Annotated in this window: 15 protein-coding genes and 2 tRNA genes; 7 read left to right on the plus strand and 10 right to left on the minus strand. The window is 52.7% G+C overall.

Annotated features, from left to right (window positions below; genetic code table 11):
- Window positions 1-11: 11 nt before the first annotated feature.
- Window positions 12-1343 (minus strand): amino-acid N-acetyltransferase, encoded by a 1332-nt coding sequence (gene argA, locus F4V61_RS18495; RefSeq protein WP_000588972.1) that lies wholly within the window; start codon window positions 1341-1343, stop codon window positions 12-14.
- Window positions 1344-1575: 232 nt separating this feature from the next.
- On the opposite strand from argA, the gene amiC reads away from it, so the two are divergent.
- Window positions 1576-2829, plus strand: coding sequence for an N-acetylmuramoyl-L-alanine amidase AmiC (gene amiC, locus F4V61_RS18500; protein ID WP_012210975.1), 1254 nt, complete (start codon window positions 1576-1578; stop codon window positions 2827-2829).
- 110 nt (window positions 2830-2939) lie between these two features.
- Here the strand turns inward: amiC and F4V61_RS18505 are convergent.
- Window positions 2940-3016, minus strand: a tRNA-Met gene (locus tag F4V61_RS18505).
- Between the two features lie 28 nt (window positions 3017-3044).
- A tRNA-Met gene (locus F4V61_RS18510) sits at window positions 3045-3121 on the minus strand.
- A 207-nt stretch (window positions 3122-3328) separates the two neighbouring features.
- Here F4V61_RS18510 and mltA point away from each other — a divergent pair.
- Both mltA and tcdA read left to right on the plus strand, forming a co-directional pair.
- Complete coding sequence (mltA, locus tag F4V61_RS18515) at window positions 3329-4426, plus strand: murein transglycosylase A (RefSeq protein WP_079782084.1); 1098 nt, start codon at window positions 3329-3331, stop codon at window positions 4424-4426.
- A 109-nt stretch (window positions 4427-4535) separates the two neighbouring features.
- Window positions 4536-5342 (plus strand): tRNA cyclic N6-threonylcarbamoyladenosine(37) synthase TcdA, encoded by an 807-nt coding sequence (gene tcdA, locus F4V61_RS18520; protein WP_000117754.1) that lies wholly within the window; start codon window positions 4536-4538, stop codon window positions 5340-5342.
- A 55-nt stretch (window positions 5343-5397) separates the two neighbouring features.
- Here tcdA and rarD read toward each other — a convergent pair whose 3' ends face one another.
- The 3 genes from rarD to csdA form a co-directional block, all read right to left on the minus strand.
- The gene (gene rarD / locus F4V61_RS18525) at window positions 5398-6285 is read right to left on the minus strand and encodes an EamA family transporter RarD (RefSeq protein ID WP_012210976.1); all 888 of its coding nucleotides are present in this window, start codon (window positions 6283-6285) and stop codon (window positions 5398-5400) included.
- Between the two features lie 280 nt (window positions 6286-6565).
- Window positions 6566-7009 carry a cysteine desulfurase sulfur acceptor subunit CsdE gene (gene csdE, locus F4V61_RS18530; RefSeq protein ID WP_000211080.1) on the minus strand — a complete coding sequence of 148 codons (444 nt, stop codon included), beginning with the start codon at window positions 7007-7009 and terminating at the stop codon, window positions 6566-6568.
- Window positions 7009-8214: a cysteine desulfurase CsdA gene (csdA, locus tag F4V61_RS18535; RefSeq protein WP_000991071.1), complete on the minus strand. Its 1206-nt coding sequence runs from the start codon at window positions 8212-8214 to the stop codon at window positions 7009-7011. Before csdA ends, csdE begins: the two co-directional genes overlap by 1 nt.
- A gap of 192 nt (window positions 8215-8406) precedes the next feature.
- Here csdA and F4V61_RS18540 point away from each other — a divergent pair, with 192 nt between their 5' ends.
- The 4 genes from F4V61_RS18540 (at window position 8407) to rlmM (ending at window position 11404) form a co-directional block, all read left to right on the plus strand.
- A complete protein-coding gene (locus tag F4V61_RS18540) occupies window positions 8407-8634 on the plus strand; it encodes a YgdI/YgdR family lipoprotein (RefSeq protein ID WP_000750392.1) in 228 nt (75 codons plus the stop codon).
- Between the two features lie 345 nt (window positions 8635-8979).
- Window positions 8980-9897: a glycine cleavage system transcriptional regulator GcvA gene (gene gcvA, locus F4V61_RS18545; RefSeq protein WP_000044409.1), complete on the plus strand. Its 918-nt coding sequence runs from the start codon at window positions 8980-8982 to the stop codon at window positions 9895-9897.
- An 18-nt stretch (window positions 9898-9915) separates the two neighbouring features.
- On the plus strand, window positions 9916-10311 hold the full coding sequence (locus tag F4V61_RS18550; protein ID WP_000203913.1) for a DUF423 domain-containing protein: 396 nt from the start codon (window positions 9916-9918) through the stop codon (window positions 10309-10311).
- A complete protein-coding gene (rlmM, locus tag F4V61_RS18555) occupies window positions 10304-11404 on the plus strand; it encodes a 23S rRNA (cytidine(2498)-2'-O)-methyltransferase RlmM (protein WP_058819858.1) in 1101 nt (366 codons plus the stop codon). The genes F4V61_RS18550 and rlmM overlap by 8 nt, the downstream gene beginning before the upstream one ends.
- Window positions 11405-11456: 52 nt before the next feature.
- Here rlmM and fucR read toward each other — a convergent pair whose 3' ends face one another.
- The 4 genes from fucR to fucI form a co-directional block, all read right to left on the minus strand.
- Entirely contained in the window at window positions 11457-12191 is a 735-nt protein-coding gene (fucR, locus tag F4V61_RS18560) for an L-fucose operon activator (RefSeq protein WP_000642326.1), read from the minus strand.
- 57 nt (window positions 12192-12248) lie between these two features.
- The gene (fucU, locus tag F4V61_RS18565) at window positions 12249-12671 is read right to left on the minus strand and encodes an L-fucose mutarotase (protein ID WP_000920850.1); all 423 of its coding nucleotides are present in this window, start codon (window positions 12669-12671) and stop codon (window positions 12249-12251) included.
- A 1-nt stretch (window position 12672) separates the two neighbouring features.
- Window positions 12673-14091, minus strand: a complete 1419-nt coding sequence (gene fucK, locus F4V61_RS18570) for an L-fuculokinase (protein WP_079829217.1) — start codon at window positions 14089-14091, stop codon at window positions 12673-12675.
- Window positions 14092-14194: 103 nt separating this feature from the next.
- Window positions 14195-15970 (minus strand): L-fucose isomerase, encoded by a 1776-nt coding sequence (gene fucI / locus F4V61_RS18575; RefSeq protein WP_038397714.1) that lies wholly within the window; start codon window positions 15968-15970, stop codon window positions 14195-14197.
- Window positions 15971-15985 lie beyond the last annotated feature (15 nt).

The following is a 15985-nucleotide window of genomic DNA, read 5'->3' on the forward strand; positions in this document are numbered from 1 at the left end:
GACAATCCTTGTTATCCTAAATCCGCTATCAGCACCTTTGAACGCCGCTGATAGTTATACATTTTTTTCTTGCTCTCAGGCAGTAACTCAATATCGACAGGCGTAAAACCGCGCTCCTGGAACCAGTGAATACTGCGCGTCGTCAGCACAAACAATTTACTCAGCCCCATTTGTCTCGCCTGGGCGGCAATCCGCTCCAGAAGTATTTCCCCGCGCGATGAGCTGCGGTAATCCGGATGTACCGCTACGCAGGCCATTTCGCCTATCTTCTCTTCCACAAAAGGATACAGCGCCGCGCAGGCGATAGTCATATTATCGCGCTGAATAATGGTAAATTTATCGATCTCCATCTCCAGTTGTTCGCGGGAGCGACGTACCAGGATACCCTGTTGTTCCAGCGGGCGGATAAGCTCCAGAATACCGCCAATATCGTTGATGGTGGCGCGGCGGATCTGCTCGGCGCTCTCCATGACGATTTGCGTGCCGATACCTTCCCGTGAGAATAACTCCTGTAACAGCGTGCCATCTTCCTGATAGCTGATCAGATGGCAGCGACGTACGCCGCTACGACAGGCTTTTACTGCGCCGCGCAAAAAACGTACGGTTCCGGAGTTATAATCACCCTGCGCTTCCAGTTCTTCAACCCGCGCCTGCGCTTCATTCGGGAAGAGTTCAGAAATGACGTCGCCCTTGCTATTGGTAACGCCCTGAGAAGAACAGAAACCGATCATTTTTTCCGCTTTAAGTTTAACGGCGAGTTGAGTGGCAATCTCTTCTGAAGTCAAGTTAAAGCTTTCGCCGGTCACTGAGACGGCGACCGGTCCTATCAGAACAATTGCGCCATTATCCAACTGGCGGTTGATGGCATCTTCATCAATTCGACGGATACGACCGCTATGACAGTAGTCCACGCCATCATCAACGCCCAGCGGCTGGGCAATGGTGAAATTACCGCTGACGACATTAATATGCGCGCCCTGCAGCGGTGTATTGTTCAGACTCATCGATAGACGGGCGGTAATATCAAGCTGTAGTAAACCGGCGGCCTGTTTCACCAGCTCCAGCGTTTTAGCGTCCGTCACCCGCGTGTTTTTGTGGTAAATCGGCTCATGATGATGCGCAGCCAGATTGGCATCGATTTGCGGTCGTGCGCCATATACCACGACAAGGCGAATACCGAGACTATGCAGCAGCCCGATATCGTTGACGATACTGGAAAAATTGTCGTGCTCAATGGCTTCGCCGCCGAGCATAATGACAAAGGTTTTTCCACGATGGGTATTGATATAGGGAACCGAATGGCGAAACCCCTCTACCAGTTCGGTTCTACGTTCCTTTATCATCTCATGCCCCACTAATGAATTATTATTCGAAATTAGTGTATTTTTATTCTGTTTTTGTCTTGTGTGCAAGCGTAAATTTTATGCGGTCCGATCGCGTTTCTAAATAATGCCGTGAATATAAAAAGAATGTTTACCCTTTTATAGATGACAGATTATGCGTCATTCGTTAAAGTTTTCGGTCGATTTGGATGCACTTTGTATGATCTCTATTTAGTTTTTGCTTGGGAGAAGCATGTCGGGAGCCAATTCAGCAATCAGCCGTCGCCGTTTACTACAAGGCGCGGGCGCCATGTGGCTATTGAGCGTGAGCCAAGTCGGGCTGGCTGCCGTAAGCCAGGTCGTTGCGGTGCGTATCTGGCCTGCGTCCAGCTATACCCGCGTCACGGTAGAGTCGAATCGTCTGCTGAAATATAAACAGTTTGCTTTAAGTAACCCGGACCGCGTGGTTGTGGATATTGAGGACGTGAATCTGAACTCGGTGCTTAAAGGCATTGGCGCGCAGATTCGCAGCGACGATCCGTATATCAAATCCGCAAGGGTAGGGCAGTTTGATCCCAAGACTGTGCGTATGGTCTTTGAGCTAAAACAAAATGTGAAGCCGCAGCTATTTGCGCTGGCGCCTGTGGCAGGCTTTAAAGAACGTCTGGTGATGGATCTTTATCCTGCTAATGCGCAGGATATGCAGGACCCGCTGCTGGCGCTGCTGGAAGACTACAATAAAGGCGATCTGGATAAACAGGTGCCGCCTTCGCAAAGCGGGCCGCAGCCCGGTAAGGCGGGGCGCGATCGCCCCATTGTCATTATGCTTGATCCAGGACACGGCGGCGAAGATCCTGGCGCGATAGGCAAATACAAAACGCGTGAAAAAGACGTGGTGCTCCAGATAGCCCGCCGCCTGCGTGCGTTGATCGAAAAAGAAGGCAACATGAAGGTCTATATGACGCGCAATGAAGACATCTTCATTCCGTTAAAAGTCCGGGTGGCGAAAGCGCAGAAACAGCGCGCCGACCTGTTTGTCTCTATTCATGCGGATGCCTTCACCAGTCGGCAGCCTAGCGGTTCATCCGTATTCGCGCTATCGACCAAAGGCGCCACCAGTACCGCAGCGAAATATCTGGCGCAAACGCAGAACGCCTCGGACTTAATTGGCGGCGTGAGCAAAAGCGGCGACCGTTATGTCGATCATACAATGTTCGATATGGTGCAATCGCTGACCATTGCCGATAGTTTGAAATTTGGTAAAGCAGTACTGAAGCAGCTTGGTAAAATTAATGATCTGCATAAAAACAAGGTAGAGCAGGCGGGGTTTGCGGTGTTAAAAGCGCCCGATATTCCCTCTATTCTGGTCGAAACGGCGTTTATCAGTAACGTTGAAGAAGAGCGTAGGCTGAAGACCGCGAAGTTCCAGCAGGAAGTCGCAGAGTCGATTCTGGCGGGTATTAAAGCGTATTTTGCTGATGGGGCGACACTGGCGAGAAGAAGTTAACCCTGGTATGACGGCGAGTTGATTGCGCGGGTAAGGAGTATGCTGCCCGCACTGTCGCTGTGGACCGGACGGCAGAAACAAAAAAACACCCATTAGGGTGTTCATTAAATTGGTTGCGGGGGCCGGATTTGAACCGACGACCTTCGGGTTATGAGCCCGACGAGCTACCAGGCTGCTCCACCCCGCGTCCGTCTAACTTTCATTCTCATTGTAATTGGTTGCGGGGGCCGGATTTGAACCGACGACCTTCGGGTTATGAGCCCGACGAGCTACCAGGCTGCTCCACCCCGCGTCCGTGGATGCGCACTATACTCCGCTGAGCTTTTGTTGCAACCCTTTTTTCATATAAATTGCTAATTTCTCATGAATTGCGCAAATACACCGCAGATAGCGTGATTTTTAAACGAATTTACATAATGAGATCGCGATCGCATTTCATTACCCCGGACGGTTTGTTATCTTCACCGGGCACTTACGATTACGCAGAAGACGAGACACCATGAAAGGACGTTGGGCAAAATATGTGGCGACAGGCGCAATGCTGGCAATGCTGGCCGCCTGTTCATCAAAACCGACCGATCGCGGTCAGCAGTATAAGGACGGGAAATTTACCCAGCCCTTCTCCCTGGTAAACCAACCGGACGCGGTGGGCGCGCCGATTAATGCCGGTGACTTTGCCGAGCAGGTCGACCAAATCCGTACCGCATCGCCGCGTTTATACACCAATCAAAGCAACGTCTATAACGCTGTTCAGAACTGGTTACGTTCCGGAGGCGATACGCGCACTATGCGTCAGTTTGGCATCGATGCCTGGCAGATGGAAGGAACCGATAACTACGGCAACGTCCAGTTCACGGGCTACTATACTCCTGTCGTTCAGGCCCGTCATACGCGCCAGGGTGCGTTCCAGTATCCTATTTATAGTATGCCGCCAAACCGCGGACGCTTACCGTCCCGCGCCCAAATCTACGCGGGCGCACTGAGCGATAAGTACATCCTGGCCTGGAGTAATTCGCTGATGGATAACTTTATTATGGATGTCCAGGGCAGCGGCTATATTGATTTCGGCGACGGCAGTCCGCTGAACTTCTTTAGTTATGCCGGTAAAAACGGCTGGCCTTATCGCAGTATTGGTAAGGTGCTGATCGATCGCGGTGAAGTGAAAAAAGAAGATATGTCGATGCAAGCTATACGTGAATGGGGAGAAAAGCACAGCGAGGCGGAAGTGCGTGAATTGCTGGAGCAGAACCCGTCGTTCGTCTTCTTTAAGCCGCAATCTTTTGCGCCGGTGAAAGGCGCCAGCGCCGTACCGCTGATTGGCCGCACGTCCGTCGCCTCTGACCGCAGCATTGTTCCGTCTGGCACGACTTTGCTGGCGGAGGTGCCGTTGCTGGACAACAACGGTAAATTTAGCGGTCAGTACGAGCTACGTTTGATGGTCGCGCTGGACGTCGGCGGAGCGATTAAAGGCCAGCACTTTGATATTTACCAGGGAATTGGCCCGGACGCCGGGCATCGTGCCGGATGGTATAATCACTATGGTCGCGTCTGGGTGTTAAAAACCGCGCCGGGCGCCGGTAACGTGTTTAGCGGCTGATTGTGGTATTCTGCAACAATCGGATTGCCCCGATAACGAGAGCCTTATCGGGCCTGAAAATAGTGAGCAGGGGTGAGGGATGACCTCACCTTTTTTATTCTGAGGTCATATGTCTGTGGTGATAAGTGATGCCTGGCGCCAACGATTTGGCGGCACCGCGCGTCTGTATGGTGAAAAAGCGCTGCAATGGTTTGCCGAGGCGCATATCTGCGTCGTGGGAATTGGCGGGGTGGGGTCATGGGCGGCAGAGGCGCTGGCGCGTACTGGCATTGGGGCGATTACGCTGATTGATATGGACGATGTCTGCGTGACCAATACGAACCGCCAGATCCATGCGCTGCGCGATAACGTCGGGCTGGCGAAAGCGGAAGTAATGGCCGAACGCATTCGTCAAATCAACCCGGAGTGTCGGGTAACGGTTATCGATGATTTTATCACGCCGGATAATGTGGCGGGTTATATGAGCGCGGGTTTTACCTATGTCATTGACGCCATTGACAGCGTTCGTCCGAAAGCCGCGCTGATTGCGTACTGCCGCCGATATAAGGTTCCTTTAGTAACTACTGGCGGCGCGGGCGGGCAGAGCGATCCGACGCAAATTCATGTCGTTGATTTGGCGAAAACCATTCAGGACCCGCTGGCGGCAAAACTGCGCGAGCGATTGAAACATGATTTTGGCGTCGTGAAGAACAGCAAAGGTAAGCTGGGCGTGGACTGCGTTTTTTCAACCGAAGCGCTGGTTTACCCGCAGTCTGACGGTTCCGTATGCGCTATGAAAGCCACAGCAGAAGGGCCAAAACGAATGGATTGCGCCTCCGGCTTCGGCGCGGCGACGATGGTGACGGCAACGTTCGGTTTTGTCGCCGTTTCCCATGCGCTGAAGAAGATAATGTCTAAAGCGGCGCGTCAGGGTTAAAAGGGACGGGGCGGAGAATCACGCCGACGCGTTTTATCCGGCCCTGCTCACTTTGTTAGCGGAAGAAGCGCTGTACCCTGCCGAACACCGGTTTCAGACGGGATCGGAGATAATGAGAGTATAAATTTTCAGATATGCATAGAAACAACCCGAACCATACCGCAGAAAAGCAAAGCAGTTCCGCATAATTAATGTGCTCGCCAAATATCATAATGGCAAGTAAGAACTGTAAAGACGGCTCTATATATTGCGCCAGTCCAGTGACAATCAGCGAGGTGTGATTTAACGCGATAGCAAATAATACTAATGGAATAATCGTCACTGGTGCTGTCATGACATATAAAAAGAAGGGAGTATTAGCAGATATAATTGGTCCGGCGTCACTAAAGATAAAAATTAATAGTGAAACAGGCAATGCCCATAGTGTTTCAATTGTTATCGATGTCATCACATCATAATGTATAAATTTTCGCGCCAGGCCATATAACGCAAATGATAGTCCCATTGTTAGCGCTAATGCCGGGAAATGCCGTAGCATGATAATTTGAAACGTCAGGCCACAGACGCCGGAGAAAACCGCGATGGCCTGAAACAATGAAAGTTTTTCTTTAAGAAAAAGACATCCTAGCGCAATAACAAATAGCGGGTTTATAAAATAACCGAGGCTGGCATCAAGTACCAGATGATGGGTTAGCGCATAGATAAAGGATGACCATGAGACGATCATCAAGAGTCCGGCGATCATGCAGAAGAAAAAGGATTTTTTGTCTTTCCAGGCATCATGGAACCGCGTTCGTTGCCTGAATAACAACCTTACCGCCAGTAATAATGGAATCGACCAGAAAACCCGGTATATCAATATTTGTGCGAGATTCCCCCCTGATAAATATTGATAATATAAAGGTGTTAACCCCCATAATATAAATGCCAGTACTACAAACATGGGGCCGTTACGCAGATATTTTTCCACTCATCCCTATCCTGTTTCATCCCCGCAGCGTATGAGTTTTCCAGCTCGCCTGCTACGCTAAATTGGGAGGTTTTATTTACTATAAAATCTTCACGCCGTTTTAACATGAATTCTAACATTGTTATTTCGTTGTGATAGCTGATAAAAATCAAAAGAATGTTTATCAGGGAATTCTGATATCAAAAATAATAAAGTCGCTGAATTATTCTCAGCATCGCCTGACAGCGTCAGGCGACAGGACATTTACGCTATTTCAATGTTCACGCGTTGCGACAACAATCGCTTCGTTCAGCGCGTTCAAACCCTGACTACGTGAGGCGCTAAGTTGGGCGCGTAAACCCAGCTCATCAAACAGCGCCAGCGGTGAGCGAGCCTGCAGCTCGGCGGCATTTTTTCCTTCCACCGCCGTGAGCAATACCGCCAGCAGGCCGCGGACTATCCGCCCCTCGCTGTCGCCGAAAAAGTGCATGGTTCCGTTATCTAACCGGGTAAAGCCCAGCCAGACGCGGTTCTCACAGCCAGCTATCTCTTTTGCCTGCGCTTTGTATTTATCCGGTAGAGCGGGGAGCTGTTTTCCTAACAAAATCAACTGACGATATTTATCCTCCCACTGCGTCAGCGGGATAAAGATAGCGCGTAACGTCTCTTCCGTTACTGTTGTGCCGAACGGGTGTCCGGTATAAAGAGGAGTTGTCATTAATCCACCAGCAATTCCAGCGCGCGGTCAACGGCGTTAACCAACGCATCCACATCATGTCGGGTATTATACGGCGCAAAAGAGGCGCGCAGAGTCCCTGTTACGCCAAGTTCCGCCAGCAATGGCTGAGCGCAATGTTGCCCGGCCCGGAGCGCAATACCGTATTCCGCCAGCAGCGTCACCATATCGCCGTGGTGTACGCCGACAAAATCAAAGGCCAGCAGGCTGGAGTCCTGGCAGCGGAACGAGCGAAAGCCCGGTCGTTTCGCCAACGCATCTTCCGCCAGCGTCGCCAGCTCCCGGCTCCAGTTCTCGGCCTGCTCAATATCGACATCGGACAGCCATTCCAGCGCAGCGCTAAGGCCAATGACCCCGGCGACGTTAGGCGTTCCCGCTTCTAGCTTCCAGGGCGCGCTTTGGGTGGTAAAGCCTTCAAAGCTAACATCACGGATCATCTTGCCGCCGCCAAGCCAGGGCGACATCGCCTCAAGAAGTTCCGGCTTACCGTACAGCACGCCGATACCGGTCGGACCATATAGTTTGTGGCCGGAAAAAGCATAAAAATCAATCTCAAGCTGCTGGACATCTGCCGGAAAGTGTACTGCGCCTTGCGCGCCATCCACCATCACCACCATTCCCGCCGCGTGGGCGGCGCTGATAGCGCGGGCGATATCCGGGCAGCCGCCCGTTACGTTCGACATTTGCCCTAGCGCCAGAATCCGGCTGCGCGGCGTGATCAGATCCGGCAGACATTCAACGTCAGGAAGACGCCTGTCATTAAGCGGCAATTTTATGATGTGAGCGCCGGTTTGTTGCGCCACCATCAGCCAGGGCACAAGGTTGGCGTGATGTTCGGCTACGCTGACGATAATTTCATCGCCGGGTCGCAGACGGGGGCGGGCGTAGCACTGCGCCACCATGTTGATCGCTTCGGTGGTGCCGCGTGTCCAGACGATACTTTTTTCATCGGGCGTGTTTAACAGGCGCGCCGCTTCTGCTCTGGCCGCTTCATATTGCGCCGTCAGGCGCTGTGCCTGCGCAAACTGGCTACGATGAACATTACCGGCGCTCAAGCGATAAAACTGGTGCGTGGCGTCAATCACCGCCTGTGGCTTTAATGCCGTGGCGGCGCTATCGAGATAAACACCTGCATCGGTTAGCGCGGGAAACTGCGCGCGAAACTGCGTGGGATTAAAAGCGTTCATGATATTCCTCGGTTCAGTTTACCGATCGTTGCGTAAAAGCGCGGCTGATACAAGGTTTGTCCTAACCATCGGAATCGTCTGTATATCCTGGCGAATTATGTAAAGGAAGTTATGCTGAATAATGTTAGGCGAATGTTTAAGCCTGTTACGGAGTCCGCTTTAAATAGCACAAACAGCTTTAAGGAGAAGAAGATGAAAAAGACTGCCGCAATTATCTCTGCATGTATGCTGACTTTTGCCCTGAGCGCCTGTTCTGGTCCTAATTACGTTATGCACACCAATGACGGACGTAGCATTGTGACCGATGGTAAACCCCAGACCGATAACGATACCGGTATGATTTCGTATAAAGACGCTAATGGCAACAAACAGCAGATCAATCGTACTGATGTGAAAGAGATGGTGGCTCTGGAAGACTAACCGTTTATTTGCAAAAAAAAGCACCGCAATATGGCGGTGCTACATTAATCACTATGGACAGACAGGGTAAATGTACAGGAAGTGAAAAAGGTAGCTTCGCTACCGTGGTCTGAATCGCAGACCAATTGCAAACACAACAACACAACATCACAACCGTAAGCCAAAAGCCCATCAGAACACGCATTCCGATAAAACTTTTCGTTCCGGCTCAGGAAGTGCCGCCACTATAGGTATTTGCTGGTAGAACCTCAACGGACAATTTATAATGTCTCAGATTAAAAAAACTAATAGGTTACATGGTGTTGCCTAATTGTTAAATTCATAAGACATTAAAGTCCAGAGGCCATGTCAAAACGATTACCTCCTTTAAATGCGTTACGTGTTTTTGATGCTGCCGCGCGCCATTTAAGTTTTACGCGAGCAGCGGAAGAACTTTTTGTGACGCAGGCCGCAGTAAGCCATCAAATCAAGTCACTTGAGGATTTTTTGGGGCTTAAACTGTTTCGCCGCCGCAATCGTTCGCTGCTGCTGACGGAAGAAGGCCAAAGCTATTTCCTCGACATTAAAGAGATATTTTCCCAGCTCACTGAAGCAACGCGTAAGCTCCAGGCGCGCAGCGCTAAAGGGGCGCTGACGGTGAGTTTACCGCCCAGTTTTGCAATCCAGTGGCTGGTGCCCAGGCTCTCTAGCTTTAACTCAGCTTATCCGGGAATTGATGTCAGGATACAAGCTGTTGACCGTCAGGAGGATAAACTTGCTGACGATGTCGATGTCGCGATTTTTTATGGCCGGGGAAACTGGCCGGGCTTGCGCGTCGAAAAATTATACGCAGAATATTTACTGCCCGTCTGTTCTCCTTTATTACTCACAGGCGAAAAACCGTTAAAGACGCCGGAAGATCTGGCGAAACACACGCTATTGCACGATGCCTCCCGGCGTGACTGGCAGGCCTATACTCGTCAGTTAGGGCTCAACCATATTAACGTCCAGCAAGGGCCGATATTTAGCCACAGCGCGATGGTGCTACAGGCCGCTATTCATGGACAGGGGATCGCGCTGGCGAATAATGTCATGGCGCAGTCGGAAATTGAAGCCGGGCGACTGGTGTGCCCATTTAACGATGTTCTGGTGAGTAAGAATGCTTTTTATCTGGTTTGTCATGACAGCCAGGCAGAACTGGGTAAAATAGCCGCCTTCCGTCAGTGGATTCTGGCGAAGGCGGCGACGGAGCAAGAAAAATTCCGTTTTCGTTACGAACAATAATTAACTTAGGGTATGACCATGACCAGCCGTTTTATGCTGATTGTCGCCGCTATCAGCGGTTTTATTTACGTTGCTCTGGGCGCGTTTGGGGCGCATGTTTTGAGTAAAACCCTGGGCGTGGTTGAAATGGGCTGGATTCAGACCGGCCTGCAATATCAGGCGTTCCATACGCTGGCGATCTTTGGCCTGGCGGTGGCGATGCAGCGCCGTATCAGCATCTGGTTTTACTGGAGCAGCGTTTTTCTGGCGCTGGGCACGGTGCTGTTTAGCGGCAGCCTGTACTGCCTTGCGCTTTCGCATCTGCGACTGTGGGCGTATATCACGCCTGTCGGCGGCGTCAGTTTCCTGGTGGGCTGGGCGCTATTGCTGATTGGCGCCATTCGTATGAAACGTAAGGGCGCGAGTCATGAATAAAGTTGTATTGCTCTGCCGCCCGGGGTTTGAAAAAGAGTGCGCCGCAGAAATTACCGATAAAGCGGGAAAACGGGAAATATTTGGTTTTGCGCGCGTAAAAGAGAACACGGGCTACGTCATTTATGAATGCTACCAGCCGGAGGATGGCGAAAAGTTGATTTCCGAACTGCCGTTCAGTTCGCTGATTTTCGCCCGCCAGTGGTTTGTGGTGGGCGAACTGCTGCAACACTTACCGCCGGAAGACAGAATTACGCCGATCGTCGGGATGTTGCAGGGCGTAGTGGAAAAGGGCGGCGAGCTGCGGGTTGAAGTCGCTGACACTAATGAAAGTAAAGAACTGATGAAGTTCTGCCGCAAGTTTACGGTGCCGCTGCGTGCGGCTCTGCGTGATGCGGGCGTATTGACGCATTATGAAACGCCGAAGCGTCCAGTAGTCCATGTCTTTTTTATCGCGCCAGGATGCTGCTATACCGGTTATTCGCTCGCACATAACCATTCACCGTTTTATATGGGCATCCCGCGGTTGAAGTTTCCGTCTGATGCGCCGAGCCGCTCAACGCTGAAACTGGAAGAGGCGCTCCACGTTTTCATCCCGGAAGATGAGTGGGATGAACGTCTGGCGAACGGCATGTATGCGGTGGATTTAGGTGCCTGTCCAGGCGGATGGACGTACCAGTTAGTGAAGCGCAATATGTGGGTCTACTCCGTAGATAACGGCCCGATGGCGCAAAGCCTGATGGACACCGGACAGGTGACCTGGTTGCGTGAGGATGGCTTCAGGTACCGTCCGAACCGGAATAATATTTCGTGGATGGTCTGCGATATGGTGGAGAAGCCGGCCAAAGTCACCGCGTTAATGGCGCAGTGGCTGGTGAACGGCTGGTGTCGGGAGACGATTTTTAACCTTAAACTGCCGATGAAAAAACGCTATGAAGAGGTGTCGCATAACCTGGCGTATCTTCAGGCGCAACTGGATGAGCATGGCGTTAATGCGCAAATACAGGCGCGTCAGCTTTATCACGATCGCGAAGAGGTGACGGTACACGTGCGTCGTTTGTGGGCGGCTGTCGGCGGGCGTCGCGACGAGCGATAATGCATTTTCACTGGCCGGATGAGGCAATGCGCCGCTATCCGGCCATGTGTGTCTAACGGCCTGATGGCGCCGTGTTTATCAGGTCGGTTTCATCTGACACAATATGCGTTACATCATCCAGATGCCCGATGCGCGCCTCTCCTGAACGGTTAAATTTACTTTTATCAATCAATAATAAAGACTGCGATGCGCGCCTGAGCAGGATAGATTTAAAATGGGCGTTGATCGCATTGGAATCCCACAGATCGCCGCTGCCGTCGATCCCCTCACAAGAAAAGATGAACAGATCGATATCAAGCGATTTTAGTTGTGAGATAAGCGACGGATTAACATAACAGCCATATTTGCGTTCAAGCTGACCGCCGGAGCTTATCAGCGCAATGTGGTCGCGTTTGCCCAGCTCCTGACAGATAGGATGGCTATTGGTAAAAACCTGAATACGAATATCCGGCAACTGACGGGCCAGATACCAGCAGGTTGAACTGGCATCCAGCGCAATCGTCATTCCTTCCTCTATCCACGCTAACGTTTCACGGGCAATATCGGCTTTATGCGCATAATGGCTTTTCAGGCGGATATGGAATGGATCGCCGCTGTCCTGATTTTTACGATGAATATATTTAGCTCGTCCGTGATTTCGCAGCACTTTTCCCTGCGTCTGTAGTTCACTGAGATCGCGGCGGATGGTCTCTTTACTAACGTTAAGCTGGGTGGCCAGCGCTTCGGTGGTCAGACTTTTATGGTTGATCAGTAGATCGACTATCGCTTGTTGGCGTGCCGCTTTCATTTTTCTCACCCCATCATTCGATGAACGCCCGCGTCATGCGGGCGCACCGGCAAGAGGTTACGGCGTTACCCCTTTTTTTAAAAGAATATTTCCGTATTTCGCGCACTCACCTGTGATAACGATCGCAAACGCTTTTTGCGCCCGTTCATAAAACGCATAGCGGTCGATACGAACGATATCCGGGCACGGCGCTTCTAATGACAGCGCATCGCGATAGCGCGCTTCAACGGCCGGATCGAGCGTGTCGCCTTCCACAGCGGCCATCATCACCAGCGGAGGGGCATAGTTATCCAGCTCAAACAGCGGAATAATTGCCCGCAGCAGATCGCTGACGCTAAGACCATCGGCGCGAATCACCTGCGGGCCCAGACTCTGCGCGGGAAAGTGAGCGTCGGAAAAAATGATTTCGTCCCCGTGGCCCATCTCGGCCAGCACTTTGAGCAGTGTCGGGGAAATTAACGGTGAAATGGTTTTTAACATTTCATACTCCCTCAATAATTTCGGGTTCGGTTTGCGGCCAGAAATAGCGATACTGATAATTGACCTGCGCGCGCGCCTGCTCCGGGCTACTAAATTCGCCTACGCCGTACCAGCCGAACATGGCGGCGCCGGCAACGGTGGTTTCCGCGTCGTCCAGTACTTTGACAGGGATATCAAGCTGATTAGCTTTAATTTGATTCCACAATGCGTTGCGACTGCCGCCGCCAACCAGTAACAGTTCTGTGGCGTTGAAATGACCGATTTTCTCCAGCGTGCACAGATTACGCTGAAGTTGCGCCGTCAGGCCTTCCAACGCGGCGCGATAAAAATGACCGCGGGTGGTATTGAGCGTCACGCCCTGCCAACCTGCATTTTGGCAGGCGAGCAGATCGCACTGCATCCTTACGCCTTCCGCGCCAGCGGGGATAGCGCGCGCTTCGTCGATCAGCGTTTGCCATGGCGTTTCCGGCGTCCACAGCAGTTTTCGTACCCATTCGAGTACCCCGGAGGCCAGCCACTGCATTCCAGGGTTATAAAGCCCTGACTGACTGTCCAGTTCGCAGGTCGATCCCGGATACTGGCTGAGCAGCGAGGTATCCACCTGACCGCTGCGCACCATCAGGATTTCCCATGTTCCGGAGGAGAGCACCGGTTCACCTTGCTGCGCGCCAGCGCCGAATAACGCGAACTGAGTATCGTGCCCGGCAGAGATCACCGGGATACCCGTCGGTAGTCCGAGCTGCGTGGCCGCGTCTGTTTGTAGCGTGCCTATTTGTGCGCCTGCTTCCACGATACGCGGGAATAGTCGGCGCGCCAGACCCGTCGCCTGCAAGATTTCCGGGCTAACGTCGCGCTGATGGATATCCAGTAGCTGACTGGTGCCAGCCATAGTGATATCGGTCGTAAATTCTCCGGTCAGACGGTGGTTAATCAGCGATGAGATAAATAGCCAGCAGTGAGCGTGTTCCAGCAGGCATGGATGATTCTCTTTAAGCCAGATCAGCTTATACAGCGTGTTGAAACTGAACGCGCCGACGCCGGAGAGCGTCTGCAATTGCCGGGGCGAGATATAGCGTTCAATCGTTTCCATCACGGCGGCGGTTCGCGGACATTTCCAACTGATGACCGGATAGAGCAGCTTGCCCTGCGCATTGACCAGCGCGCCGTCAACCCCGAACGTCGTCACCGTAATACCGCGTACAACACACCCCGACAGGGCGCTGGAGAGCGACTTGCAGCAGTCGGCGAAGCGTTGCAGGATGGCGTCCAGCGACCACTGATGCCAGGCGCTATTTTCTGCGGCAATGTCGCTGGCGTTGGCGGTTGAGGCGCGGGCGACAATTTTTCCCTGGCGATCAACGGCCATCGCCCGCACGTTAGTCGCGCCGCAGTCGAGAACCAGGATGACGTCTTGTTTCATAGATAACTCCATAAACGCCGCCGGATGGCGCTGCGCTTATCGGGCCTACGTGGTGCTGTCGGTCCGATAAGGCACGTTCGCGTCGCCATCCGGCATCGGTGTCTTAACGCTTATACAGCGGGCCATAATTCTGGCAGGCGCGATAATCCTGGCCTTCGACATCCATACCATGAGCCGCCCAGGCGGAAGGGCGGTAGATCTTCGCCTCCTCTACGTTGTGCATACATACCGGGATACGCAGCATCGCGGCGAGAGTAATAAAGTCTGCCCCAACATGACCGATGGTGAGTACGCCGTGGTTAGCGCCCCAGTTCGCCATCACGGAATAGACATCGGTAAACGGGCCTTTTCCGGTAAGACGCGGCGCAAACCAGGTGGTAGGCCAGGTGGAGTTGGTGCGGGCATCAAGCTGATCGTGCATCGCTTTCGGCAGTTCGACGCTCCAGCCTTCGGCGATTTGCAGTACCGGCCCCAGACCTTTGATCATATTCACGCGGGTCATAGTGAACGGCACGCCGCCTTCGGTCAGGAAACGGGATGAGTAGCCGCCGCCGCGGAAGTATTCGTGAATCGCCGGGCACCATTCAGTGGCCGCCAGACACGCATCCGCCTCTTGTTGGCTGATTTCCCAGTGAGGCTTCATGGTCGGCTTGCCTTCGCTGTCGCGCTGTTTACAGGCACCGTCCAGCGCCGCAGAACCGGAGTTAATCAGGTGAATAATGCCGTGTTCCGCCAGCCCGTTTAGCGCCTGGCCGGTAACACGTTCGACAGCTTCCGGCGACCAGTAGGTTCGCACGTCGGCGAATATCTGCGCGGTACCGGTGAGTTGATGGCCAAACAGCATCGCTACGCCGTTCAGACTGTCATTTTCGGTGGCGACGACAAACGGTTCGCGCACGCCGTTCCAGTCAAAAGAGCTATTGAGCAGCGCTTCGGCGGTATCGCCGTTCGGATATTGATCGGTCCAGTGGCGCTGGCCCTGGAAGCCGGCGGCAATGGCGTTGTAGCCCAGCGATTCTTCAACTAACCCTTTGTCCGCCAGCGTCTTGTTGCCCTGCATCATGTCGCGAATACACATCGCCATCAGCAGGCTCTCTTTCAGCACTGCGCGGTTCTGGGCTTCATTGCGCTTATACTGCTGGGCGTTCTGATCTTCACCGTAGCGGAAGTTTTTATCCGCCCACGCCAGCGCCATCTCCAGTTCAGCCTCATCATAAATTTTCTGATCGATACGGCGGCGTAGTTCGGTCATATCAACCGCCTGCACCTTCATGCCCAGCCAGGATTCGAAGAAGTTATGATCAACAATGGAACCGGCGATCCCCATCGACACGCCGCCAACGGAGAGGTAGCTTTTGCCTTTCATACTGGCCACCGCTAAACCTGCCCGCGCAAAACGCAGCAGTTTTTCTTCAACGTCGGCGGGAATGGAAACATCGTCGGCATCCTGCACGTCATGACCATAAATAGAGAACGCCGGAATGCCTTTCTGGTTGTGCGCCGCCAGCGCCGCGGCAAGGTAAACCGCCCCCGGACGCTCTGTACCGTTAAAGCCCCAGATGGCTTTCGGACGCATTGGGTCCATATCAATGGTTTCGCTGCCATAGCACCAGCACGGCGTAACGGTAATGGTTACGCCCACGTTCTGGCTGCTGAATTTCTCCTCGCAGGCGGCGGATTCCGCCATACCAGCAATACAGGTATCCGCAATGACGCATTCCACCTGTGCCCCGCAGGCGTGGCGGATTTTCTCGATGATGAGCGCCGCCGTCGCTTTCGCCATATTCATGGTTTGCTCTTCGAGCGACTCGCGAACGCCCATACGACGTCCATCAATCACCGGGCGGATACCGATTTTCGGTAAGCTGATTTTTTTCATGACAGATTCCTCACG

This window comes from Salmonella enterica subsp. arizonae (assembly GCF_008692845.1).
GTDB classification, from domain to species: Bacteria; Pseudomonadota; Gammaproteobacteria; order Enterobacterales; family Enterobacteriaceae; genus Salmonella; species Salmonella arizonae.

What these genes read in the sequence shown, in the direction of transcription:
- mltA (WP_079782084.1), top strand. Translation starts at nt 3,329, where the DNA reads ATGAAAGGACGTTGGGCAAAATATGTGGCGACAGGCGCAATGCTGGCA.
- rlmM (WP_058819858.1), top strand. Translation starts at nt 10,304, where the DNA reads ATGAATAAAGTTGTATTGCTCTGCCGCCCGGGGTTTGAAAAAGAGTGC.
- F4V61_RS18540 (WP_000750392.1), top strand. Translation starts at nt 8,407, where the DNA reads ATGAAAAAGACTGCCGCAATTATCTCTGCATGTATGCTGACTTTTGCC.
- csdA (WP_000991071.1), bottom strand. Translation starts at nt 8,214, where the DNA reads ATGAACGCTTTTAATCCCACGCAGTTTCGCGCGCAGTTTCCCGCGCTA.
- fucR (WP_000642326.1), bottom strand. Translation starts at nt 12,191, where the DNA reads ATGAAAGCGGCACGCCAACAAGCGATAGTCGATCTACTGATCAACCAT.
- fucI (WP_038397714.1), bottom strand. Translation starts at nt 15,970, where the DNA reads ATGAAAAAAATCAGCTTACCGAAAATCGGTATCCGCCCGGTGATTGAT.
- argA (WP_000588972.1), bottom strand. Translation starts at nt 1,343, where the DNA reads ATGATAAAGGAACGTAGAACCGAACTGGTAGAGGGGTTTCGCCATTCG.
- F4V61_RS18550 (WP_000203913.1), top strand. Translation starts at nt 9,916, where the DNA reads ATGACCAGCCGTTTTATGCTGATTGTCGCCGCTATCAGCGGTTTTATT.
- fucK (WP_079829217.1), bottom strand. Translation starts at nt 14,091, where the DNA reads ATGAAACAAGACGTCATCCTGGTTCTCGACTGCGGCGCGACTAACGTG.
- fucU (WP_000920850.1), bottom strand. Translation starts at nt 12,671, where the DNA reads ATGTTAAAAACCATTTCACCGTTAATTTCCCCGACACTGCTCAAAGTG.
- tcdA (WP_000117754.1), top strand. Translation starts at nt 4,536, where the DNA reads ATGTCTGTGGTGATAAGTGATGCCTGGCGCCAACGATTTGGCGGCACC.
- gcvA (WP_000044409.1), top strand. Translation starts at nt 8,980, where the DNA reads ATGTCAAAACGATTACCTCCTTTAAATGCGTTACGTGTTTTTGATGCT.
- amiC (WP_012210975.1), top strand. Translation starts at nt 1,576, where the DNA reads ATGTCGGGAGCCAATTCAGCAATCAGCCGTCGCCGTTTACTACAAGGC.
- rarD (WP_012210976.1), bottom strand. Translation starts at nt 6,285, where the DNA reads ATGTTTGTAGTACTGGCATTTATATTATGGGGGTTAACACCTTTATAT.
- csdE (WP_000211080.1), bottom strand. Translation starts at nt 7,009, where the DNA reads ATGACAACTCCTCTTTATACCGGACACCCGTTCGGCACAACAGTAACG.